Here is a 24,506-nt window from a genome sequence, read left to right as displayed (position 1 = left end):
AGGGACCAACAAGGTCCCTTTTGCTTAGGCAGATCAGTGGATCACTTCCAATCCTTGAGCGCCTGTTTTGCGGCCGAATTCATCGGTTCCGCCAGCAAGCCGGTTGGCGTCAGGCTGACCCTATATTGTGCATTGTCGGCAATTGGCAGGTAGGTCACGCGTAGCGCCTGGGGATCGAACATCATCAGGTCGTGCTTGCCCAGGCGCAGCCAGCGCCACAGGTCAATACCATACGGGCTTTGCGCAAGCTCGGCTTGGGCATGTACCGACATCGACTGCTGTTCAATGGCAAGGAAGCGCCCCGTGAGCTTTTGCAGGCGATAGCCAGGCTTGAGACCAATGAGTTCAGCAATGCCTTTCCAGCGCAGCAAGCGTGCATCCAGTTGCCACAGGTCACCCTGAATAATGACGTTGTGAGTGGCTTCGCCTTCGGTGACCTGCACCTGGTACCTATCGCCATCGGCCTTGAAGCTCAGGGTCGCCAGCGGTCCGCTTTCCGGTAACGGCGAATAGCTGTAGAGGTCGTAGGCAACCAAGCCGACCAGAGCCGCCAAGCCCAGGAAAAACAAGCCACAGGTGCCACGGAGCCAACCAAGCAACCAATTGCCGCCAAACAAAATGCGTGCGGCAACCAGCACCGTTAAAACCGCCAGTAACGCTGTTACCCAGGCCAAGCCATCGTATTGCATCAAGCAGATCCCTTATTGATGAAAATGCTGGCATTATGCGCAGCGACTGCCACACCGCCCAGCGCCAGAGCTGAACAATCGAACACAGGTCTTGTTTTCTTATGCTACTGCCTTTCGAGCTTGCTGTTGACCCAACCACTTTACTAATTCTGGTGGGCGTCGCATTTATTGCCGGTTTTATTGATGCAATTGCCGGCGGCGGTGGTTTGCTGACCATTCCTGCACTGCTCACCGCTGGTTTACCGCCGCACTTGGTGCTGGGTACCAACAAGCTGAGCTCCACATTTGGCGCCGCCATTGCCAGCTACACCTTCTATCGGCGCAAGCTGTTCAACCCGCTCAACTGGCGCAACGCATTGATTGGCACCGCTGTTGGTGCCCTGCTTGGCGCGGCAATCGCCCAATGGCTGCCGGCCGAGTGGCTTAACCAGATGCTCCCGGTCGTAGTCTTTGGCTGTGGCCTGTACCTGTTGTTCGGTAAATCACCGGACGCGCCCCTGAATCCCGATGCACCAATCGCCAAGGGTCGCCAATGGCCACAAAGCATCAGCCTCGGCTTGTATGACGGCGTTGCCGGCCCAGGCACGGGGGCCTTCTGGACTGTCAGCACACTGCTGCTCTACCCGCTTGACCTGGTCCGCGCCAGCGGCGTTGCCCGGACCATGAACTTTGTCAGCAACATTTGCGCGCTGGCGATATTTATCGCCAGCGGCCAGGTCGCCTGGATACTGGGCATCTGCATGGGCTCAGCCCTGATGGTTGGCGCTTATATTGGCGCACGCACCGCCATTAGAGGTGGCTCCAGGTTTATTCGCCCGGTGTTTATATTGGTGGTATTGGCGTTGACGGCGCGTCTAGCTTGGCAGCACTGGTTCGGGCATGCCTAGCCGGCGCGCCACATAGACATCGATCAGGTAACGGGCAATTGAACGGCTGGCGGGCAATGGCGGCAGCTCATGCACACTGAACCACTGCGCATCTTCGATTTCTTCTGGCTGCATGACGATATCACCAGCGGCATATTCAGCATGGAAGCCAAGCATCAATGAATGCGGAAACGGCCAGCCCTGGCTGCCCAGATACTGCACGTTCTTGACCTGGATGCCGACCTCTTCGAATACCTCGCGTTCAACGCACTGCTCCACCGACTCACCCGCTTCGACAAAACCAGCCAAGGTGCTGTAGATGCCGCTGACAAAGCGTGGGGAACGCGCCAGGAGGATTTCATCGCCACGTGTGACCAAGACAATCATGCTCGGTGACAAACGCGGGTAATGGCGCAACTCGCAACGCGGGCATTGCATGGCTCGCTCACCCGGCACTTGCTGCATCGCCGTTGCACAACTACCGCAATAACGATGCTCGCGCGACCAGGTGCCTATCTGAGCGGCATAACTGAGCAGGCGGAACATATCCGCATCGCCTTCAAGCATCACCTGGCGCAGGCTGTGCCAACTGAAGGCTGGCAGCTCGAGCGCGGATTCAAGCTCAAGCAAGAAAATACTGTCGCCGTCAAAGTGGCCGATTCCGTGCTCGGCTATCACTTCAATGTCTTTTTTTTTCAGCCACTCTCGTGGGAACAGGACACCGTTACTGTCGGCCAGGAAGTGTTGCCTGCAATGGGCAATCGCCCAGCCGCCGGGCTGGCGATGATCAATAATAGCGGGCTGCCAGCGGTTGTTCATCAGGCGGCAACCGTAAGGCCCAGCGTACGCACGCTATCAGCCGCAAGATCCAGCACGCTGGGACGCGTCTCTTCTCGCATCACAGCCCCGGCTTCCAGGTAATACTCGAGGCTGCTGAGGGCGTCGGCCAGGGTTTCAAGCATGTGTTCGCTCGGCATTTGGGTGGTATCGACCATCTGCGTCTGGATGTATGAAGCGCACGCGCCGATCAACTCGGCAGCACGCTCCTGCCCGAGAAACCACAGGCCGCCACGCACAGCCTGGAGACTAAATGGCACATTGGACAGGTGCATGCGATCACCGTTGGACTCAAGGTAGGCGGTAATTGCCCGCTTACTCAAGGCCAGGCCCGCTTGCGCCTCATCGATCACAACTATTCGTGCTTCGAGTAATTGATGATAGGCAAAGAGTTCGGCCTCGCTACGTTGCGGCTCGACCGCTGGGCGCATGCGCGGCTGGTCCGTATCCAGGCTGGAAACCATGCCTTCGACATAGAGAATGGTATCTGCCAGCTTATGCAACTCGGCAACAGGCGGCACACTGCCCTCGCTCCACGTCGCGACAACCAGGACTTGCTCGCTGAGCGAGTTACCCGCCGAGCTTAATCCGACCATGCCCAGGGTTTTGCTCATTTTGCCGAGCAAGGCATGCAGGCTGGTCAGGACATCCGCTTGCACGGTGCCGCGCTCAATCAGGTCGAGCATGTCCTTGACGCTGGAAAGCTCTTCGCGGATGGCAGCGCTGAGCGAACGCATCACCGATTTACCAGGCCCAGCCAGGCGCTGTGATTCTTCTTCGATCAGATGATCGGTAAACGGCAGTGGTGTCAGGCCGAATACAGCCCGCAAGGCAGAGACTTGCGGGCCATTGCTGTCGGACAAGGCAACCAGATAAAGCAGTTCCTTGAGCAAATTGCGCGGCGGCTCATAACTGCTGTTGAGAAACATCTTCTTCAGTTCGCGATCAACCCGTCCGAACAATTGCTTGCGCGGCTGACGAGCAAGCAGCAGACCCTCATTTTGCGCTTCCAGGGCGGCTGCACAAATCCAGCAGAGTCGGCCACGCGGCTCGTTGGCAAACAGTCCATCAAGGCGCTGCATGGCCCGGGTCATCAGCTTGAGACTGCTTTTCGGATTCGGCTCGCGAATAAAGCCCAGCAGCCCGACCTGATACATCTGACGCAAGCGCCGCCCTTCTACTTCCTTGGCGGCTGCATCCAGCGCCGCCGACGCTATGCGCGGACGCGGCTGATCAAGGCGCACGCTAAAAAAGAAGCTCTCGGGCAAAGGCTGCTGGCCACCGGCCTGGCGCAGATCGTTTATGGCAGGCAGCAACAGCTCAGGCATTTCCTGGCGATGCACATCAACATTTTCAAGATAACGACGCAGTACATGCAGGGCATTGCTCAGCGCGGCAATCTGCACATCACGCTCTTCACCGGCACCGGCTGGAATATCAGTGGCCTGGTCGAGTACTTCCTGGGCCAGAAGCTCAGCACCGGCCAATTCGATCAAATTGAGTGTGCCGCGCACCTGCTGCAGGCTTTCCACCGCTTGTTGCAGCAGGCTGCCGTTGTTGCGCTCAAGAATAAATTGCTCAAGGCTCGATTCAGCCTCGAACATCGTCGTAAACAGTTCATCACGTACCAGGTTAAGCGAAGTAGCACCGGAAACCATGAGCTATTGCGCCTCCCGCGCTTTGGATATTGATAATTGCGGGCACTGCATCAGTCGGCGAACTCCGGCTTTTGCTTGCTCATATGAGCAGCCATGGCGACACGCAGGTCTGCCGACTGCAACATGGCGGCGTTCCAGGTAGCGATGTACTCAAGGCCATCATCAACACGATGGTCGCGCATATAGCGAATCATCTCTTTAGTACCGCGGATGGCAACGGGTGACTTCTCGGCGATCTGCCCAGCAAGCTGCATGACGCCGTCGAGCAATGCCGATTGATCGGCGTAGGTGCGGTTGACCAAACCGATTTCACGGGCTTCATGACCGTCGATTGTACGTCCGGTAAAGGCCAGCTCACGCATCATGCCGTCGCCGATAATGCGGGGCAGCCGCTGCAAGGTTCCAACATCGGCAGCCATGCCCATATCGATTTCCTTGATTGAGAACTGCGCATCTTCGGTGCAATAACGCATGTCGCACGCCGACACCAGGTCAATCGCCCCACCCAGGCAATAGCCCTGGATCGCCGCCAGCACAGGTTTGCGACACTGGTCCACGGCATTGAAGGATGCTTGGAGCTGAAGAATTTTGCGCCGCAGAACGTCGGCATTACGGCCAACATCCTTACCAAGGTCATTAGCGACTTGGGCCAGCATCATCAGGTCGATGCCCGAAGAAAAATGCTTGCCTGCACCTGAAAGCACGACAACCCGAACCTCGTCCGTCTCATCGATCCAGCGGAAGATCTCGATGATTTCCGACCAGAAATCCACGTTCATCGCGTTGATTTTTTCCGGGCGATTGATTTGCACATGGGCAATTTTATCTGCCAATTCAACCTGAAAGGCTTTGTATTCGGCCATGGCTTGGTTCCTCAGCGGCAGGGGTGGCGCGCAAAATTTTCTTCTAGTTACAGCCGCCCAACTATAACAAGCACGGCATAAATGTCGATCCTATCCATTGTGACGCAGGCCACCTTCTCAGGCTAAAGCATCACTTTGACTGCTACAGCTAACATATTGATCTATCGAAAATAGCCATCAGCCGAGTCTGATCGACTGATGGCGACTCCACAGGGCAGGCATGCCTGATCAAGGCCTGTAGCCGAGCGTTTACTGGCTGATGCAGTCGACGGTATACACCACTCCGTCAGCATCCTCGCGACGCTGCAGCCCGTGCACATCGGCATCAAAGCCCGGGAAGCTGTTATCGAAACGACGAGCGAATTCCAAATAATCAATGATTGAGCGCGTGGCGGCGGTAAACCGCTCGCCCGGCATGATCAGCGGGATACCTGGCGGATATGGAACCAACATCACCGCGGCGATGCGACCCTGCAACTGACTCACAGGCACCGCTTCAACCTCGCCGCGCACCATCTGGTTATAGGCATCCGCCGGCTTGATGGCGACCTCGGGCAAGACCGTGTACATATGCTTGAGGGCCTTGGCCGTAGCGTTCTCCCGGTAACAGTCGTGCAGTGCATCGCACAAATCACGCAACCCCAGCCCCTGGTACTGCGCACCACCAGCCCTGGCAATGGATGGCAATACGCTGGTCAACGGCAAGTTGGCATCGTAGCTGCGCTTGAACTCCAGTAGCTCAGTGAGCAATGTGCTCCATTTGCCCTTGGTAATACCCATCGAGAACAACACCAGGAAGGAGTACAGGCCGGTTTTCTCTACAACCAGGCCGCGCTCCCAGAGGAACTTGCTGACCACGGCTGCTGGAATACCGCGTTCATCAAGCTTGCCGCCCGCTGTGAGCCCAGGCATGACCAAGGTAACCTTGATCGGGTCAAGCAGCACATAATCTTCGGCAATGTCACCAAAGCCATGCCAGTCGGCCTGCGGCTGCAACACCCAGTCGGCGGTTGCAACTTCATCGGTGCCCGAGGCTTGCGGCGGCTGCCAGATGGTGAACCACCAGTCATCGGCGCTGAGATTTTGCCCCAGGTTGGCCAATGCGCGTCGGAAGCTGAGGGCTTCGTCAAAGGTTTCCTGGATCAATGAGCGCCCCGCCGGGCCTTCCATCATCGCAGAGGCCACGTCGAGCGAGGCGATAATGCCGTACTGGGGCGAGGTTGAAATGTGCATCATGAAGGCTTCATTGAAGCGATCGGTGTCGAGCTGGCGCACGCCGCCATCTTGCACATGAATCATCGATGCCTGGCTGAATGCTGCGAGCAATTTGTGCGTCGAATGGGTGGTAAACACCAGCGGCGTGTTTTCAGTACAGCTGGTGCCCATGCCGTAGCGTCCGCTATAGAACTCATGGAAGGCCGCATAGGCAAACCAGGCTTCGTCAAAATGCAGCACTTCAACGCTGTCGCCCAGGGTTTGCTTGACCAGCTCGGCGTTGTAGCAGAGCCCGTCATAGGTCGAGTTGGTGACCACGGCCAGCTTGACCTTGGCTTCTCGACCCCGGGCAAGCGGACTGGCATCGATCTTTGCCTGAATCGACTCGCGACTGAACTCGCTCAAGGGAATCGGCCCGATAATCCCCAGCTCATTGCGCTCCGGGCACAGATACAGCGGAATGGCACCGGTCATGATGATCGAATGCAAAATCGATTTGTGACAATTGCGATCCACCAGCACCAGGTCATCGCGGCCAACCATGCTGTGCCAGACGATCTTGTTGGCGGTCGAGGTGCCATTTATCACGAAATAGGTGTGATCCGCGCCGAAATTACGCGCCGCACGGGCCTCGGCCTCGGCCAGCGGGCCGGTGTGATCGAGCAATGATCCCAGCTCCGGCACTGAAACCGAGAGGTCCGAACGCAAGGTATTTTCACCGAAAAACTGGTGAAACGCCTGCCCCACCGGGCTTTTGCGGTAAGCCACGCCACCGCCGTGTCCCGGCGTGTGCCAGGAATAGTTGGACTGCGAAGTGTGTTGCACCAAAGCCTTGAAAAACGGCGGCAACAGACCGTCCAGGTAGTTGCGTGCCGCCCTGGCAACCTGGCGTGCGAGAAAGGGAACAGTGTCTTCAAACAGATAGAGAATGCCGCGCAACTGGTTCAAGTCAGCCATGGCCTCGGCGGGGGCATTTTCGATAGTGACTTGCTCGCCAAGGGCGAAAATAGGCAGTTGCGGGGCACGGGCGCGGGCAATGCGGATCAGCTCGACCATATCCTGCAGCAGGTGCTTGTTTTCCCCCGCACCTTCGGCGGTCACCAGGATGCAGGCCAGACCGTGATGGGTCGAGGCTACGATACGCCCTTCAGCCGAGCTGGCCGTTGACAGAATGCTGAAACCATCCTGTTCAAGCTCTTGCGCAATCGCCCGCACCCGATCGCCGGCGACTGTGTCGGCCTTGATGTCGCGATGCACAATCAGTACAGGAAACTTTAGATCTTTATGCATTGTGTTGTCCCTGAAAGTGACAGGTCTCGGCCTGCCTATCACCTCAGGTTAGAGCCTGCGCAACGCTGGCGGAACCCCCACTGCTTCACAGTGTACGAAAAGGTCGCGCGCGAATAATTCTCAGGACTCGGCTTCGACCTTGGGCTGATCCATCTGCAGCCACAATGGCAATGCTCCGGACGACTTTTCAATCGCTGCCAGACGCGCCGCATGCTCGCTCAGCTCCGCTTCGTTGGCGGCAATGATTCTGGTCATGGGACGATCAGCAGCCAAGCGCTTGATTGGCGTAGGTTGCTGACGCCCACCCGTACCATCGCCTTCGGAGCCATCACCGGCCAATGAAAGGTTGGTCTGCCCCCCGGTCATCGCCAGATAGACATCGGCCAGAATCTCGGCATCGAGCAAGGCGCCGTGCAGATCACGGCCAGAGTTGTCGACATCGTATCGCTTGCACAATGCATCCAGGCTGTTGCGCTGGCCCGGATGGCGCTCACGGGCCATCACCAGAGTATCGAGCACCGAGCAATGATCGGTCAGGTCGGAACGATCCTGGCGCCCTTGCAGCACAAACTCATTATTGATGAAGCCAATGTCGAACGGCGCGTTGTGGATGATCAACTGGGCGCCGTTGATAAAGTCAAAGAACTCATCGGCGATGTCTTTGAAGTGCGGCTTGTCGGTGAGGAACTCGTTGGTAATACCGTGGACGGCGATGGCGCCTTCATCGATCTCGCGATCAGGCTGCAGGTACACATGAAAATGACGACCCGTTAGGCGCCGGCCGATCATCTCAACACAACCGATCTCGATAATCCGATGGCCATCGGTGACCGGCAAACCGGTCGTTTCCGTATCGAGAACTACTTTTCTATCAGCCGTTTGATTGTTAACCGTCATTGCATACCCGCCTCTAAACACAAGCTGAATCTTAACATGGGTGAACCAATCCTAGCGCCTGTTAGTGGTCTCAATCAGTTTCTCGATCAGCGCCTTTGCCGCAGCCGAGAGAGTGCTCCCGACCAGATGAACCAAACCAACCCGCTGCTCCACCCGTGGTTGGCTCAAGGCCACGCAGCATGCTCCAAGCGCCAGCATTTGCTCCCGGCACAACCCTGGTACCACGCTGACCCCCAGGCCTTGGGAAACCATGCGTCCAACGGTCACAAGCTGGTGACTTTCGAATGCCACAGGCAGGCGACCATGGCATTCGCTTACGCTCTTCTCCAACAGGCTTCGCACTGCAGAAGGTCGTTGCAGGGCGATAAAGGGCTCGCCAAGCAAATCACTCCATTGCAGCTCTGGATAGCTGGCCAGCGGACTGGTGCCAGGCACCACAGCAATGAAGCGATCCAGATACAGCGGGATAAAGGCCAAGCCCTCGAGAGATTCCGGCTCCAACACCACACCCAACTCAACACGGTGGTTGCGCACCATTTCAACCACCTGCTCATTGATCACATCGTGCACTGTGACATTGATATTCGGATGCTCATCGCGAAAGGCCCTGAGCGCAACGGGCAGCAGGCTTGCGGCAAATGACGGCAGCGCGGCAATCGCCACCCGGCCAAGCTGAAGGGTGAAATGTTGGCGCAGGTGCTCCTCGGCATTATCCCAATCGGCGACCAGCCTGCGCGCCATTGGCAACAGCACCTCACCTTCACGGGTGAGCGCCACGCTGCGGGTCGTGCGCACCAGCAACGGACCACCAAGCGACTCCTCAAGGGTCTTGATCGCCAGGCTCAAGGCCGGCTGGGAAAGGTGCAAATGCTGGCAGGCCTGGGCAAAGGACAAGGTCTGGGCAACAGCCAGAAAGGCGCGAAGCTGCTTGATGGTCATTATTCAGAAAAACCTATCAATACCAATAAAAAACAAACTTAACAAATAATACCCAGCAAACGACACTGAAGCCATCTCCGGTCCAGGACCGATGCCACATCCATAGGAGCAAGCAGATGGCAGGGCTCGATAAACGCGTGAACAGCTACGAGGAGGCACTCGCCGGCCTCACTGATGGCATGACTGTATTGGCCGGGGGCTTCGGTCTTTGCGGCATCCCGGAAAACCTGATTGGCCAGATCCGCCGGCTCGGGGTCAAGGGCCTGACCGTGGTTTCCAATAATTGCGGCGTCGATGGATTTGGCTTGGGTGTATTGCTCGAAGACCGGCAGATTCGCAAGATGATTGCCTCTTACGTCGGCGAAAACGCGCTCTTTGAACAACAGCTGCTCAACGGCGAGCTGGAAGTCGAACTGACGCCACAAGGCACTCTCGCGGAAAAGCTGCGCGCAGGTGGGGCCGGGATTCCAGCGTTCTTCACCGCCACCGGGTACGGCACGCCCGTGGCTGAAGGCAAGGAAGTCCGTCAATACGGCGACCGTCACTACATCCTGGAGCCTTCGATTACCGGTGACTTCGCCATAGTCAAAGGCTGGAAAGCCGATCATTTCGGCAATGTCATCTATCGCCACACGGCACAGAACTTCAACCCGCTGGCCGCGACTGCAGGACGCATCACAGTGGTCGAGGTTGAAGAAATCGTCGAACCCGGCGAGCTCGATCCGGCGCAGATCCATACCCCCGGCATTTACGTCGACCGCATCATCCAGGGGCACTTCGAAAAGCGCATTGAAAAACGCACCGTACTGGCGTGAGCCACCCATATTAAGGAGAGGCCGCTCATGGCACTTACCCGCGAACAAATGGCTCAGCGCGTTGCCCGCGAGCTCAAGGACGGTTACTACGTCAACCTGGGCATTGGCATTCCAACGCTGGTGGCCAACTATGTACCGGATGATATCCAGGTGATGCTGCAATCGGAGAATGGCCTGCTCGGCATGGGTGCATTCCCCAAAGATGAGCATGTTGATGCCGATATGATCAACGCCGGCAAACAGACTGTTACCGCAGTAAAGGGCGCATCGATTTTTTCATCGGCCGAATCCTTCGCCATGATCCGTGGCGGCCATGTCGACCTGACCGTGCTCGGTGCTTTCGAGGTGGACGTCGAAGGCAACATTGCCTCCTGGATGATTCCCGGCAAGCTTATCAAAGGCATGGGCGGCGCCATGGACCTGGTTGCAGGGGCCGATAATATTATCGTGACCATGACCCACGCCTCCAAAGACGGCGAATCCAAGCTGCTCAGTCGTTGCACCCTGCCCCTCACAGGCGCGGGTTGCATCAAGAAAGTGCTGACCGACCTGGCCTACCTTGAGATCGAAAACGGTGCATTTATCCTGCGCGAACGAGCGCCCGGAATCAGCGTCGAGGAAATTGCCGAAAAAACAGCTGGCCGCCTGATCATCCCCGACCATGTCCCGGAAATGACCTTCTAATTCCCCTTCCCTCGCCTTGCCATCTCCACCGTCGGTGGCAAGGCTTTTTTATTCATTGCTACTCGCCGCAGCCTTGCCAGGCACGGACCCTTTACGAGGTAACCTCAAATGAATGATGTCGTCATCGTAGCCGCAACGCGCACAGCCATTGGCAGTTTTCAGGGTGCATTGGCAACTGTACCAGCGCCGGAGCTGGGCGCAGCCGTGATTCGCCGCCTGTTGGAACAGACCCGGATTGACGGCGCGCTGGTTGATGAGGTGATCCTCGGCCAGGTACTGACTGCTGGCAGTGGCCAGAACCCGGCCCGCCAGGCATCGATCATTGCCGGCTTACCCCACGCCGTCCCGGCCATGACCCTGAACAAGGTATGTGGCTCGGGTCTCAAGGCTCTGCATCTTGCTGCCCAAGCCATTCGCTGCGGGGATGCAGAGGTGGTTATCGCCGGCGGCATGGAGAACATGAGCCTGGCGCCTTATGTCATGCAAGGCGCACGAACCGGCCTGCGCATGGGGCATTCGAAACTGGTGGACACTGTGATTCAAGATGGCCTGTGGGACGCGTTCAACGACTACCACATGGGTATCACTGCCGAAAACCTGGTCGACAAATATGCAATCTCCCGCGAAGAACAAGATGCTTTCGCGGCCAGCTCCCAGCAAAAAGCCGTTGCCGCCATTGAGGCCGGCCGTTTTTTCGAGGAAATCACTCCAATCCTGATCCCCTCGCGCAAGGGCGATCCCGTGACCTTCGCCACTGACGAGCAGCCTCGCCCTGGCACGACCGCTGAAAGCCTCGGCAAGCTCAAGCCCGCCTTTAAAAAGGACGGCACTGTCACCGCCGGCAATGCTTCGAGCTTGAATGATGGCGCCGCCGCCGTGCTGCTGATGAGCGCCACCAAAGCCCAGGCGCTCGGACTGCCAGTCTTGGCAAGGATCGCCAGCTATGCCAATGCTGGTGTCGACCCGGCGATAATGGGCATCGCCCCGGTGAGCGCGACAAAACGCTGCCTGTCAAAAGCAGGCTGGACACTGGAGGACCTGGATCTGATTGAAGCCAATGAAGCCTTCGCCGCTCAAGCGCTGGCAGTAGGCAAGGAACTGGGCTGGGACAGCCAGAAGGTCAATGTCAACGGTGGCGCCATCGCCCTGGGCCACCCGATTGGAGCCTCGGGTTGCCGTGTCCTGGTAACCCTGCTGCATGAGATGATCAAGCGCGATGCCAAGAAAGGCTTGGCGACACTGTGCATCGGCGGTGGCCAGGGCGTGGCGCTGGCCATTGAGCGGCCAGACCAGGGCCGCGACGAATAGAGGAAGACTGCAGGTTAGCCGAACTGGGTGCTTCTGACTTCATCGACACCGCGATTAGCCAGTTGATCGGCCCGCTCGTTGCCTGGATGGCCGGTGTGGCCGCGCACCCACTGCCAGGTCACTTGATGGCGATTTACTTGCTCATCTAACTGCTGCCACAGGTCGGCATTCTTCACCGGCTGCTTGGCGGCGGTTTTCCAGCCACGCTTCTTCCAGTTTGGCATCCAGTCCTGGATACCCTGCATGACATATTGAGAGTCGGTTACCAGACGCACATTGCACTCGCGCTTTAGCTCAGCCAGGGCGCGGATTGCCGCTGTCAGCTCCATGCGATTGTTGGTGGTCTCGGCTTCGCCGCCCCACAACTCCTTCTCGACACCTTTAAACACCAGCAAGGCACCCCAGCCACCTACACCAGGATTTCCCTTGCACGCGCCATCGGTATAGATCTCAACTTGTTCTGACATGCAGCGCTTTTCTCTCGATAAGGTAAATCAAACCGCCCGGTATCAGGCATATTGGCTAGGGCTTGCCAGCAGCCCGGCGACTAACCTTGGCCACCGGCATCGGCACCAGCGCCCCCATGGGCTCACGCTGGGATTGGCGCAATGGCCGCAAGCCCACGACCAGCTTGCGCGCCACCAATAGATAGAAACCACCACAAGGCGCTTGCCAAGACCGCCCCCAGGACTCCAACGGCGCCAGCCGGCCCTGCCAGGCGCGGGAAGCAAGCGGCGGACGATAACACCCGAAGCGACGTTTCTCCAGCGCAAAGCCCAGCAGGTGCAGCCAATCACAAACCCGATTGGGGGAGATGCAGCGCGCCTGGTGCAGTACGTCGCGAACCAACAGATGACGCAAGCCCCAACTGCTGGCCGGGTTGATGCCAACGATCAACAAATGCCCGCCCGGCCTGACGCTGTGCGCAGCCTCACGTAGCAATCCGTGTGGAGACAGGCTGAAATCCAGGCCATGCTGTAACATCACTACATCGGCAGCGTGTTCGGTCATGGGCCAGGCCTGTTCTTCGCAAGCGATATCCACCCCTGCAAATGGTGGCCCGACACGCACGCTATGTTGAATTTGAGCGGCCTCGGGCAGCTCGCCTGCAGTTGGTCCATAGTGCAGCATGTAACTGCCGAAGAAGCGTGCAAGTTCCTCTTCGAGCACAGGCTGCTCACTTTCAAGCAGTAGCTGCCCATAAGGCCCCTCAAACCAATGTCGGGCACTGGCGATCAAGCTCAGCCACTGTGCATCGGCGTCGGCAAACGGCTTTTCTGAGCGTTGCTGATCTGACATTAATCAATTCCTGCGTAGCCCTTAGGGCGAGTCAAGCCTAAGATGCGCTTTTGTTTAAACCTTGGCGACTGACGACCATGATAAACATCGAAGCCCTACCTGCATTCTCTGACAACTATATCTGGTTGTTACAAGACCCCGAGCTAGGCCACTGTGCCGTGGTTGATCCAGGCGACGCCGCCCCCGTCGAGAACTGGCTGGCCAGCAACCCTGGCTGGAAACTTACGGATATCCTGATAACCCACCATCACTTTGACCACGTGGGCGGTGTCGAGCAGTTGAAAGCAACCACTGGCGCCCGCGTGACCGGCCCCGCCAATGAAAAGATCCCGGCCCGTGACCTGGCATTGGGCGAAGGTGATGAAGTCCAAGTATTGGGGCAAACCTTCAAAATCATTGAGGTTCCAGGCCACACGCTGGGGCACATTGCCTATTACCAAAGCGAGCTCGACCTGCTGTTTTGCGGCGACACCCTGTTTGCAGCAGGTTGTGGCCGTTTATTCGAAGGCACGCCCGAACAGATGCATGATTCGCTCAGCCGCCTGGCCGCGCTGCCTGCCAATACGGCAGTGTACTGCACCCACGAATACACCTTGAGCAACTTGCGTTTTGCCCAAGCAGCCGAACCTGATAACCAGGATATCGCCCAGCGCATCAGCGATGTCACGCAATGGCGCGAAAATGACCAGATCAGCCTGCCTACCAACTTAAGTTTGGAGTTGGCAACCAACCCTTTTCTGCGCTCCCAGTCACGGTCTATTCTGCAAAAACTAGACGAGCGGAACGGTCCCCGTGAACGCTCGGCCGTGCAGGCATTTGCTGAACTTCGCGCCTGGAAAGACAACTTCTAAAAAGTCGACACAACCACAAAACGCTGGTCAAAACTTGACCAGCGTAAAAACGGTTTCTAGAATCGCCCGACCTTTGCATCTGGAAGACCATCACCGCTAATGCTTTTATCACCACGCAAACCCTTGAATTCAAAGGCATTAGCACAAAGCGCTCAAGCGCTCGTGGTGGTGTTCTGCGCGACCCTGGCCGGCTGTCAAAGTACGCCACAAACCAGTAACGAAATGGCGGCAGTCCAACGCCATAAACCAGAACCTGTATGGCTCAACACCCAGCCCAAAAAGCATGTCGCTACTGATATTTGGGAACGGGTGCGCGATGGTTACCAGCTGCAAGACATCATAGGTATCAACCCGCGCATCGAGCAACAGCGCCTTTGGTTTGTCAGCAACCCCTCGTTCATCGAGAATGCCAGCGAGCGCAGCAACCCTTACATCCATTACATCGTCGAGCAGCTCGAAGAGCGCGATATGCCCACTGAACTGGCATTGCTACCGATGATTGAAAGCGCCTACAACCCGCTCGCCCTTTCTCATGCAAATGCTGTTGGCCTGTGGCAATTCATGCCAGCCACCGGCAGGCATTTCAACCTTCGCCAGACCAGCTGGTACGACGGGCGCCGTGATGTCATGGCATCGACCAATGCAGCGATGAACTACCTGACGCGCCTGCACGATATGTTCAACGGCGACTGGCTGCTCGCACTGGCCGCCTACAACGCGGGCGAAGGCAGGGTCAGCAGAGCCATAGAGCGCAACCAGAAACTTGGCCTGCCAACCGACTACTGGAACCTCTCGCTGCCGACTGAAACGCAGAACTATGTGCCCAAGCTACTGGCCCTGTCGCAAGTGATCATGACACCCAAGGCCTATGGCATCAGTCTCAGCCCGGTTGCCAACCAGCCCTACTTCGAACAGGTTGCCCTGAAACAGAACATGGATCTGTCGAAGATTGCGCAAATGATGGATCTTGATGAAGATGAGCTGTACCAACTCAACCCGGCCTTCAAGCGTCGCATCACCATGGACGGCCCGCCCAGACTGCTGGTGCCTGTCGAAAAAGCCGAACAACTGACCGCGACCTTATCGACCATGAAGCCGCAGGCCATGGTCAGCTGGCAAGAATACAAAGTCCGCCGGGGCGACACCCTGAGCAGCATCGCCAACCGCTACCACACCAGCGTCAGTGGCATCCGCGAGCTGAACAAGCTCACCAGCAACAGGTTACGTGTTGGCCAAAACCTGAGCCTGCCAATGCGCGCAGGTGAAGCTAACCAGCAACTTGCCAGCACCCGCCCGACACCACGCAGTTACCGGGTAAAACCAGGCGACAACCTGTGGTCCATCGCCAAGGCCAACAAAGTGTCGGTCTCTGAAGTCAAGCGCTGGAACAAGCTGAGCGGGAACAAGCTGAAAATCGGCCAGACCCTGGCCATGGCAAGCCCCTCGAGCACTAAATCAGCAGCGAGCCGCAAGCAAGATACTGTCACCTACTACAAAGTGCGCAAAGGCGACTCCTTGTCGGTAATCGCCCAGCGTTTCAAAGTCCCGGTAAAGCACCTGAGGACCTGGAACCCGCGCACAGGCAGCGCATTACGCCCCGGGCAAACCCTGACCCTGCGCCTGCCGCGCTAGGACTCAGCACACAAGCCAAGCGCTGATGCTGCTTGGCTTCAACAAAATAATAAGCCACTGGGTGTGACGATCAAACCGGCCGTCGCCTCTAACGCAATGGACAAGATACAACAGGCCGGATTTCGCCTGGGCAAAACCTGCTGTCATGACTGCAGCGCCACTGCGGGCCTGGCTGACAAGCCTTCAAGGGCTGGATTGTTTTGTATCCAGCGCATGCGGCCAAGTCACTCGAGCGCCTAGTCTTTTTCCTGTCGATACAAGCTGTTACTGTACCGGGCAAGATGCCCATAGCCGCCACGGATCGGATATATCACTTGATACGTCGCCTCATCCCATTACTGCTCAGCCTTTTAGTGTGTTTCCCTGCCGGGGCAACCATTATCAAGAGCCATGGCTATGCTCAATTCGGTGCGCTCAAGTACTCAGCCAGCTTTACCCATTTCGATTGGGTAAACCCTGATGCGCCCAAGCGTGGCACCCTGCACATGATGGCCTCAGGCACCTTCGATACCCTCAACCCCTATACTTTCAAAGGCTCGAGCCCGATCTCGACTGCAAACTTCCTGCAGTACGGCGTGACGGAGATGAATGAGCCGCTGATGGTCGGTACTGGCGCCTATGACCCATCCGGGGATGAGCCAGCATCAAGCTATGGCTTGATCGCCGAAACAGTCGAATACAGTGAAGATCGCAGCTGGGTGGTGTTCAACCTGCGCAAAAACGCCAGGTTTCACGATGGCAAGCCGATTACCGCCTATGACGTTGCCTTCTCGTACCGCACCCTGCTCAAGGAAGGCCATCCGCAATACCGCACCAACCTGCAGGAAGTGAAGCGCGTTGATATCCTCAACCGGCATCGCATCCGCTTTGTGTTCAAGCGTGCGGGTAATCCCCTGTTGATATTGCGTCTTGGCGAGCTACCGGTGCTGCCCCAGCACTACTGGAAGGATCGCGACTTCACCGCCACCACCTATGAACCGCCATTGGGCAGTGGCCCCTACAAAATCACCCAGGTCAGCCCCGGCCGGAGCCTGACATTTGAGCGCGTGAAAAACTGGTGGGGCAAAGACCTGGCCGTAAACCGCGGCAAATACAACTTCGACAAGGTGCGTGTCGATTTTTATCGCGACAGCAATGTGGCATTCGAGGCCTTCAAAGCCGGTGAGTTTGATTTCTACATCGAGCAACAAGCCAAGAACTGGGCCAATGGCTATAACTTCCCGGCCGTGCAACGTGGTGATGTTATCCGCGCAGAAATCCCCCACAAGATTCCAACCCAGACCCAGGCGCTGTTCATGAACACCCGGCGCCCCCTATTTGCCGATGTCAGGGTTCGTGAGGCACTGGGCTTGATGTTTGATTTCGAGTGGACCAATCGCACGCTGTTCAACAACTCCTACACCCGTGCGCACAGCTATTATCCAAACAGCGAGTTCTCTGCCACCGGCAAGTTGGGCGGCGCCGAGTGGCTGTTGCTTTCACCCTACCGCAGTGAGCTGCCGGAAAAACTCTTTACCGACCCCTTTGTCATGCCCAAAACCAATGGTCATGGCATTCCAAGGGAAACCTTGCGCCGCGCCTTGGGTCTATTGGCCGATGCGGGCTGGAAGCCTTCGGTGAATGGCCTGGTCAATGGCAAGGGTGAGCACTTCGAATTTGAATTGTTGCTGGTTAACCCAAGCCTTGAGCGCATCTACCAGCCCTTTGCCAAGAACCTGGCGATCCTCGGCATCCAGGCAAACCTGCGCAGCGTCGACCGCGCCCAGTACAAGCAGCGCCTTGATCAATTCGACTTTGACATGATTTCCCTGACACTTCCGCAAACACTAAGCCCGGGGCTTGAGCAATCGCTGTATTTCCACTCCAGCCAGGGCAAGGTCAAAGGTGGCAAGAATTATGCTGGTATTGACAGTCCGGTAGTGGATGCCATGGTTGAAAAGCTGCTCTCGGCGCAAACCCGTAATGAGCAGGTTGCAGCAACCCGTGCTCTGGATCGCGTGTTGCTCTGGGGTTATTACAGCATCCCCAACTGGTACATCAATTATCATCGACTGGCTTATCGCAATCGCTTTGCTCATGTCCCCACACCGCCCTACACATTGGGGCTGCGTACCTGGTGGCTGAAACCCACGGAGAAAAAACAATGACGCATTCGCTGCGCTCATTTGCAGTTCAAACCAGCGCCATATTTTTACTCGGCCTGTCCTGCTTGACCCAGGCCGCCCCACAACATGCCGTAACCTTGTATGACGAAGCGCCGAAATACCCGGCCGACTTCACTCATTTTGACTATGCCAACCCTGACGCCCCCAAAGGTGGCACGCTGCGCCAAGCCGGTTTCGGCGGCTTTGACAGCCTCAATCCCTATATCAACAAAGGGGTTTCAGCCGATGACTTGGGCCTGATCTATGACACCCTTACCGTCCATGCCCTGGATGAACCCTTCACCGAATATGGCTTGCTGGCCGGGAAGATCGAAAAAGCCCCGGACAGCAGCTGGGTGCGCTTCTACCTGCGCCCCGAAGCCCGCTTCAATGACGGCACGCCGGTCACTGCAGAAGACGTCAAGTTCACCTTCGACACGCTGATAAGCAAAGGCTCGCCGATGTACCGTGGCTATTACGCCGACGTTGAAAGCGTCGAGGTGGAAGGCCCGCTGATAGTGCGTTTCAAGTTCAAGCATGCAGGTAACCGGGAACTGCCGCTGATCGTCGGCCAGTTGCCAGTACTGCCAAAACACTGGTGGGCAGAACGCGACTTCAGCAAAAGCAACCTGGAAATCCCGCTGGGCAGCGGCCCCTATCGGATCAGCGAGGTCAAACCCGGTCGCAGCATTCGCTATGAGCGAGTCAAGGATTACTGGGGCAAGGACCTCGCAGTCAATCGTGGTTTCTACAATTTCGACACCATGCGTATCGACTACTACCGCGACAACGACGTTGCCTTGCAGGCCCTCAAAGCCGGTCAGTTCGACTTCTGGCTGGAGACCAGCGCCAAGAACTGGGCGACGGCCTATGACGTATCGGCCGTTGCAAACGGCCAGTTGATCAAGGAAGAACTGAAAAACTCCAACCCCACCGGCATGCAGGGCTTTATCTTCAATATTCGCCGCGACCTGTTCAAAGACCCGCGCGTGCGTGAAGCATTTGGCCTGCTATTTGACTTTGAGTGGGCCAACAAACAGCTGTTCAATGGCGCCTACACCCGCACCCGGAGTTATTTTGACAATTCCGAACTGGCCTCCCGTGGCCTGCCGGATGAAGCCGAACTGAAGATACTTGAGCCACTGCGCGATAAGATCCCGGCCAAGGTATTTACCGACGAATTCACCCTGCCAGTGACCAAGGCCACAGGCATGATTCGTGAACAGCAGCGACGCGCCTACCAGTTGCTGCAAGAGGCAGGCTGGCGTGTCGAAGGCGACCAGATGCTCGACGCCACCGGCAAGCCCGTCAGCTTCGAATTCTTGCTCGCCCAGGCCGAATTTGAACGCATACTGCTGCCTTACAAGCGCAACCTGGCCGACCTGGGCATCGAAATGGTGATTCGTCGTGTCGACGTCTCGCAATACATCAATCGCTTGCGCTCGCGTGATTACGACATGATTGTTGGTGGTTTTCCGCAGTCCAACTCGCCGGGTAACGAACAGCGTGAATACTGGCATTCGAGCAGTGCAGACCGTCCAGGAAGCCGCAACTTCATCGGTCTCAAGGACCCGGCCATCGATCAACTGGTGGTAGGCCTGATTGGTGCCGACTCACGACAAGACCTGATCAATCACACCCGCGCCCTCGACCGCGTATTGCTCTGGGGCTATTACGTGGTGCCCAACTGGCACATCAAGACCTGGCGCGTGGCTTATTGGAACAGCCTGCAACACCCTGACGTGACGCCGATGTACGACATTGGCCTCAACACCTGGTGGGCGCGCCCGACATCGCCGGAGGCGCAAGCTGCCAAACAGGCCCAAGCACAGCAATTGGATGAGCCTGGCGAATCCTCAGCCCCGGCGCCTGACACCGAACCTGCCGCGCAGCCGGCCACACCTGAAGCTGAAGGCACGGAGCAATAACATGCTGGCGTATATCATTCGTCGCCTCTTGCTCATCATCCCCACCCTGTTTGGCATTTTGCTGATCAACTTCATCATCATCCAGGCCGCTCCCGGTGGCCCGGTCGAACAGATGATTGCCAAGCTTGAAGGCTTTGAAGGTGCAACCAGCCGGATTGCCGGTGGAGGGTCGGAGGTCTCGGTCGCAGGCTCCAACTACCGGGGCGCGCAAGGCCTTGATCCAGAACTGATTGCTGAAATCGAACACATGTACGGCTTCGATAAATCGGCACCAGAACGTTTCTGGATCATGCTCAAGAACTATGCCCACTTCGACTTCGGTGAAAGCTTTTTCCGCGACGCCAAGGTCCTCGACCTGATCATCGAAAAGATGCCCGTCTCCATCTCGCTTGGACTCTGGAGTACCTTGATCATGTATTTGATCTCGATCCCCATGGGCATTGCCAAAGCCACCCGCCACGGCAGCGCATTTGACGTCTGGACCAGCTCGGCAATCATCATCGGCTACGCAATCCCGGCGTTTCTCTTTGCGATTCTGTTGATCGTAGTGTTTGCCGGCGGCAGCTATCTCAACTGGTTTCCCCTGCGCGGGCTGACCTCGAACAATTTCGATGACCTGAGCACCACCGGCAAGATCCTTGATTACTTCTGGCACCTGATACTGCCCGTCACAGCCTTGGTTATCGGCAACTTCGCAACCCTGACGCTGCTGACCAAGAACAGCTTTCTCGACGAAATCAACAAGCAATACGTGGTCACCGCCCGCGCCAAGGGCCTGACCAATACACGTGTGCTCTACGGCCATGTGTTTCGCAATGCAATGCTCTTGATCATCGCCGGATTCCCGGCGGCCTTCATCGGCATCTTCTTTACCGGCTCACTGTTGATCGAAGTGATTTTCTCGCTCGACGGCTTGGGCCTGATGAGCTTCGAGGCCGCGATCAACCGTGACTACCCGGTGGTATTCGGCACCCTGTTTATCTTCACGTTACTGGGACTGGTGGTGAAATTGATCGGTGATATCACCTATACCCTGGTCGATCCGCGAATCGACTTTGAAAGCAGGGAGAATTGATATGGCCCTCTCCCCAATCAACAAGCGCCGCTTCGAACGATTCAAGGCCCACAAACGCGGCTGGTGGTCGCTGTGGATCTTCCTCGCGCTATTTACCCTGACCCTTGGCGCCGAGCTGATCGCCAACGACAAGCCGCTGGCCGTTCGCTACGACGGCCAGTGGTACTTTCCAGTCTTCAAGCGCTATCCGGAAACCGTCTTTGGCGGCGAGTTCCCGCTAAAGGCCAACTACAAGAGCCCCTACATCAAGGAGCTGATCGCGGCCAAAGACGGCACCATGATCTGGCCGATCATCCCGTTCAGTTATTCGAGCATCAACTACGACCTGCAGGTTCCTGCCCCGGCACCACCGTCCTCGGTCAACTGGCTGGGCACCGATGACCAGGGCCGCGATGTGCTGTCGCGGGTGATCTATGGCTTCAGGATCTCGGTAATGTTCGCCTTGATCCTGACCATTCTCAGTTCGATCATCGGTGTGTTCGCTGGTGCCTTGCAGGGCTTCTATGGCGGCTGGGTCGACCTGCTCGGCCAACGCTTTCTCGAGGTCTGGTCGGGCCTGCCGGTGTTGTATTTGTTGATCATCCTGGCCAGCTTCGTACAACCCAACTTCTGGTGGCTGCTGGGCATCATGCTGCTGTTTTCCTGGATGAGCCTGGTCGACGTGGTGCGTGCCGAATTCCTGCGCGGGCGCAACCTTGAATACGTGCGTGCGGCGCGGGCACTGGGCATGCAGAACGGCGCAATCATGTTCCGCCACATCCTGCCCAATGCCATGGTGTCGACCATGACCTTCATGCCGTTTATCCTCACCGGCGCAATCGGCACCTTGACCGCACTGGACTTCCTTGGCTTCGGCCTGCCACCTGGCGCACCCTCGCTTGGCGAGCTGGTCGCACAGGGCAAGTCCAACCTGCAAGCGCCTTGGCTGGGTATCAGCGCATTCGCGGTGCTGGCAATCATGCTCAGCCTGCTGGTGTTTATTGGCGAGGCTGCTCGCGATGCCTTCGACCCGAGGAAGTAAGATGAACGACACTGACAACCTCATCGAAGTACGCGACCTGGCCGTTGAATTCGTCACCGGTGAAAACCGCCAGCGCGTGGTGGAAAACATCAACTTTGACATCCGTCGTGGCGAAACCCTGGCGCTGGTGGGTGAAAGCGGCTCTGGCAAATCGGTCACCGCGCACTCCATCCTGCGCTTGCTGCCCTACCCGATTGCCCAGCACCCAAGCGGCACCATTTGCTACAAGGGTGAAGACCTGCTGAGCATGAACGAGAAAAAGCTCCGCGGTATCCGTGGCAACCGCATCGCCATGGTGTTTCAAGAGCCCATGACCTCGCTCAACCCGCTGCACAGTATCGAAAAACAGATCAACGAAGTGCTCGCCTTGCACAAAGGGCTCAGCGGCAAGGCGGCGACCGCGCGCACCTTGGAACTGCTCGACCTGGTGGGCATCCCTGAGCCACGCAAGCGGCTCAAGGCCTACCCCCATGAATTGTCGGGCGGTCAGCGCCAACGCGTGATGATCGCCATGGCACTGGCCAACGAGCCAGAACTGTTGATTGCCGATGAGCCCACCACTGCGCTCGACGTCACGGTGCAGCTGAAGATCCTTGAATTGCTCAAGGATTTGCAAGCGCGCCTGGGCATGTCGCTACTGCTGATCAGCCACGACCTGAACCTGGTTAGAAGAATTGCCAACCGGGTATGTGTCATGCAGCGCGGAATGATCGTCGAACAGGCGTCATGTGAAGATTTGTTCACTGCGCCACAGCATTCCTATACTCAGGAGCTGCTTGGTGCGGAGCCCAGCGGTGACCCGGTCGATAACCCGCCAGGCGAACCAATACTGGAAGTTGACGACCTGCGCGTGTGGTTCCCGATTAAAAAAGGACTCATGCGCCGCACAGTTGATTATGTAAAAGCGGTGGACGGCATCAACTTCAGCCTGCCCCAGGGTCAGACCCTGGGCATCGTTGGCGAAAGTGGTTCCGGTAAATCCACGCTCGGCCTGGCGATCCTGCGCTTGCTTGGGAGCCAGGGCGCGATACGCTTCCAGGGCCAGGCGGTAGATGGTCTTTCGCAAAAGGAAGTGCGGCCGCTACGGCGACAGATGCAGGTGGTGTTCCAGGACCCCTTCGGTAGCCTGAGCCCGCGTATGTCGGTTGGCCAAATCATCGGTGAAGGGCTGGACATTCACAACATGGGTAGCGCAGCCGAGCAGGAACAGGCTGTGATTGATGCGCTCAAAGAGGTAGACCTCGATCCGGAATCCCGGCATCGCTACCCTCATGAGTTTTCAGGCGGACAGCGGCAACGTATTGCCATTGCCCGGGCACTGGTACTTAAACCGGCGCTGATACTGCTGGATGAGCCCACTTCGGCGCTCGACCGCACCGTTCAGCGTCAAGTTATCGAGTTGTTGCGGTCGTTGCAGGCCAAGTACAACCTGACCTACCTGTTCATCAGCCACGACCTGGCCGTTGTTCGGGCAATAAGCCACCATTTAATGGTGGTCAAGCAAGGTCAAGTGGTTGAACAGGGTCCGGCAGAGGCGATATTTGCCGCACCGCAGCATATTTATACTCAGCAACTGCTGGAGGCAGCCTTCTTGGCGCCAGCAAAAGCTGACTAATCCTTGTAGATAGGAAGAGGAACAACACATGGGTTTTCTAACCGGTAAGCGCGTACTGATCGTTGGCGTTGCCAGCAAACTCTCCATTGCCTCAGGCATTGCTGCAGCCATGCACCGTGAAGGTGCCGAACTGGCGTTCACCTATCAGAACGAAAAACTCAAGGGCCGGGTTGAAGGCTTTGCCGCTGAGTGGGGTTCAAGCGCTGACCTGTGCTTCCCGTGCGACGTGGCCAATGATGATGAAATCGTTTCTGTATTTGAAGCCTTAGGCAAAAAGTGGGACGGTCTTGACTGCATTGTTCACTCGGTCGGCTTCGCTCCGGGCGACCAGCTCGATGGCGACTTCACGGATGTCACCACCCGCGAAGGCTTCCGCATTGCCCACGACATCAGCGCCTACAGCTTCGTAGCCTTGGCCAAGGCTGGGCGCGAGCTGATGAAAGGCCGCAATGGCAGCCTGCTGACCCTGTCGTACCTGGGCGCCGAGCGCACCATGCCTAACTACAACGTAATGGGTATGGCCAAGGCCAGCCTCGAAGCCGGTGTTCGTTACCTGGCTGGTAGCCTGGGCCCTGAAGGCACCCGCGTAAATGCCATCTCGGCCGGTCCAATCCGTACGCTGGCAGCCTCGGGAATCAAGAGCTTCCGCAAGATGCTGGCCGCCAACGAAAAGCAAACACCATTGCGCCGCAATGTCACCATCGAAGAGGTTGGTAACGCTGGCGCGTTCCTCTGCTCTGACCTGGCCTCAGGCGTAAGCGGTGAAATCATGTATGTCGACGGTGGCTTCAACACCACTGCCATGGGTGCGATGGACGAATAACTTTTCGCACACAAATAGGCAGTTTCCCCAAGAACCCGGCGTATGGATTACGCCGGG

Annotated in this window: 21 protein-coding genes; 12 read left to right on the top strand and 9 right to left on the bottom strand. The window is 57.3% G+C overall.

The window, feature by feature from the left end; translation table 11 throughout:
• Positions 1 to 41: 41 nt before the first annotated feature.
• Entirely contained in the window at positions 42 to 689 is a 648-nt protein-coding gene (locus PSES9_RS0101945) for a membrane protein (protein WP_010483461.1), read from the bottom strand.
• 107 nt (positions 690 to 796) lie between these two features.
• Between PSES9_RS0101945 and PSES9_RS0101940 the strand changes: the two genes are divergently transcribed.
• Positions 797 to 1,576 carry a TSUP family transporter gene (locus PSES9_RS0101940; RefSeq protein ID WP_029529321.1) on the top strand — a complete coding sequence of 260 codons (780 nt, stop codon included), beginning with the start codon at positions 797 to 799 and terminating at the stop codon, positions 1,574 to 1,576.
• On the opposite strand, the gene nudC is transcribed toward PSES9_RS0101940, so the two are convergent.
• The 6 genes from nudC to PSES9_RS0101910 form a co-directional block, all read right to left on the bottom strand.
• Positions 1,544 to 2,374 (bottom strand): NAD(+) diphosphatase, encoded by an 831-nt coding sequence (gene nudC, locus PSES9_RS0101935; protein ID WP_010483457.1) that lies wholly within the window; start codon positions 2,372 to 2,374, stop codon positions 1,544 to 1,546. The genes PSES9_RS0101940 and nudC overlap by 33 nt on opposite strands.
• Positions 2,374 to 4,050 (bottom strand): hypothetical protein, encoded by a 1,677-nt coding sequence (locus PSES9_RS0101930; RefSeq protein WP_010483455.1) that lies wholly within the window; start codon positions 4,048 to 4,050, stop codon positions 2,374 to 2,376. The genes nudC and PSES9_RS0101930 overlap by 1 nt, the downstream gene beginning before the upstream one ends.
• A gap of 50 nt (positions 4,051 to 4,100) precedes the next feature.
• Entirely contained in the window at positions 4,101 to 4,913 is an 813-nt protein-coding gene (locus PSES9_RS0101925; protein ID WP_010483453.1) for a crotonase/enoyl-CoA hydratase family protein, read from the bottom strand.
• A gap of 249 nt (positions 4,914 to 5,162) precedes the next feature.
• Positions 5,163 to 7,418: an Orn/Lys/Arg decarboxylase N-terminal domain-containing protein gene (locus PSES9_RS0101920; protein ID WP_010483451.1), complete on the bottom strand. Its 2,256-nt coding sequence runs from the start codon at positions 7,416 to 7,418 to the stop codon at positions 5,163 to 5,165.
• Positions 7,419 to 7,538: 120 nt separating this feature from the next.
• Complete coding sequence (gene dnaQ, locus PSES9_RS0101915) at positions 7,539 to 8,315, bottom strand: DNA polymerase III subunit epsilon (protein WP_010483450.1); 777 nt, start codon at positions 8,313 to 8,315, stop codon at positions 7,539 to 7,541.
• A 51-nt stretch (positions 8,316 to 8,366) separates the two neighbouring features.
• Positions 8,367 to 9,254 (bottom strand): LysR family transcriptional regulator, encoded by an 888-nt coding sequence (locus PSES9_RS0101910; protein ID WP_010483447.1) that lies wholly within the window; start codon positions 9,252 to 9,254, stop codon positions 8,367 to 8,369.
• 116 nt (positions 9,255 to 9,370) lie between these two features.
• On the opposite strand from PSES9_RS0101910, the gene PSES9_RS0101905 reads away from it, so the two are divergent.
• From PSES9_RS0101905 to PSES9_RS0101895, 3 genes are all read left to right on the top strand, one after another.
• Complete coding sequence (locus PSES9_RS0101905; RefSeq protein WP_010483446.1) at positions 9,371 to 10,069, top strand: CoA transferase subunit A; 699 nt, start codon at positions 9,371 to 9,373, stop codon at positions 10,067 to 10,069.
• Positions 10,070 to 10,096: 27 nt separating this feature from the next.
• Positions 10,097 to 10,753: a CoA transferase subunit B gene (locus tag PSES9_RS0101900; RefSeq protein WP_010483444.1), complete on the top strand. Its 657-nt coding sequence runs from the start codon at positions 10,097 to 10,099 to the stop codon at positions 10,751 to 10,753.
• A 108-nt stretch (positions 10,754 to 10,861) separates the two neighbouring features.
• Entirely contained in the window at positions 10,862 to 12,061 is a 1,200-nt protein-coding gene (locus PSES9_RS0101895) for an acetyl-CoA C-acetyltransferase (RefSeq protein ID WP_010483442.1), read from the top strand.
• Between the two features lie 14 nt (positions 12,062 to 12,075).
• On the opposite strand, the gene rnhA is transcribed toward PSES9_RS0101895, so the two are convergent.
• Together rnhA and PSES9_RS0101885 are read right to left on the bottom strand one after the other, a co-directional pair.
• The gene (rnhA, locus tag PSES9_RS0101890; protein WP_010483440.1) at positions 12,076 to 12,528 is read right to left on the bottom strand and encodes a ribonuclease HI; all 453 of its coding nucleotides are present in this window, start codon (positions 12,526 to 12,528) and stop codon (positions 12,076 to 12,078) included.
• A gap of 55 nt (positions 12,529 to 12,583) precedes the next feature.
• Positions 12,584 to 13,360, bottom strand: a complete 777-nt coding sequence (locus tag PSES9_RS0101885) for a hypothetical protein (protein ID WP_010483438.1) — start codon at positions 13,358 to 13,360, stop codon at positions 12,584 to 12,586.
• 77 nt (positions 13,361 to 13,437) lie between these two features.
• Here PSES9_RS0101885 and gloB point away from each other — a divergent pair, with 77 nt between their 5' ends.
• The 8 genes from gloB (at position 13,438) to fabI (ending at position 24,449) form a co-directional block, all read left to right on the top strand.
• On the top strand, positions 13,438 to 14,211 hold the full coding sequence (gene gloB / locus PSES9_RS0101880) for a hydroxyacylglutathione hydrolase (RefSeq protein ID WP_010483436.1): 774 nt from the start codon (positions 13,438 to 13,440) through the stop codon (positions 14,209 to 14,211).
• Positions 14,212 to 14,310: 99 nt separating this feature from the next.
• Positions 14,311 to 15,843, top strand: coding sequence for a lytic transglycosylase domain-containing protein (locus PSES9_RS0101875; protein ID WP_010483434.1), 1,533 nt, complete (start codon positions 14,311 to 14,313; stop codon positions 15,841 to 15,843).
• A gap of 317 nt (positions 15,844 to 16,160) precedes the next feature.
• Entirely contained in the window at positions 16,161 to 17,990 is a 1,830-nt protein-coding gene (locus PSES9_RS0101870) for an extracellular solute-binding protein (RefSeq protein WP_029529320.1), read from the top strand.
• The gene (locus tag PSES9_RS0101865; protein ID WP_010483430.1) at positions 17,987 to 19,915 is read left to right on the top strand and encodes an extracellular solute-binding protein; all 1,929 of its coding nucleotides are present in this window, start codon (positions 17,987 to 17,989) and stop codon (positions 19,913 to 19,915) included. Before PSES9_RS0101870 ends, PSES9_RS0101865 begins: the two co-directional genes overlap by 4 nt.
• 1 nt (position 19,916) lies before the next feature.
• Complete coding sequence (locus PSES9_RS0101860; protein ID WP_010483428.1) at positions 19,917 to 20,990, top strand: microcin C ABC transporter permease YejB; 1,074 nt, start codon at positions 19,917 to 19,919, stop codon at positions 20,988 to 20,990.
• 1 nt (position 20,991) lies between these two features.
• Complete coding sequence (locus PSES9_RS0101855) at positions 20,992 to 22,011, top strand: ABC transporter permease (RefSeq protein ID WP_010483426.1); 1,020 nt, start codon at positions 20,992 to 20,994, stop codon at positions 22,009 to 22,011.
• A gap of 1 nt (position 22,012) precedes the next feature.
• Positions 22,013 to 23,626: an ABC transporter ATP-binding protein gene (locus tag PSES9_RS0101850; RefSeq protein ID WP_010483424.1), complete on the top strand. Its 1,614-nt coding sequence runs from the start codon at positions 22,013 to 22,015 to the stop codon at positions 23,624 to 23,626.
• Between the two features lie 28 nt (positions 23,627 to 23,654).
• Positions 23,655 to 24,449: an enoyl-ACP reductase FabI gene (fabI, locus tag PSES9_RS0101845; protein ID WP_010483422.1), complete on the top strand. Its 795-nt coding sequence runs from the start codon at positions 23,655 to 23,657 to the stop codon at positions 24,447 to 24,449.
• Positions 24,450 to 24,506 lie beyond the last annotated feature (57 nt).

It is taken from the genome of Pseudomonas sp. S9 (assembly GCF_000222125.1).
Classification (GTDB): domain Bacteria; phylum Pseudomonadota; class Gammaproteobacteria; order Pseudomonadales; family Pseudomonadaceae; genus Aquipseudomonas; species Aquipseudomonas segetis.
This window is presented reverse-complemented; position numbering and strand designations above follow the sequence as displayed.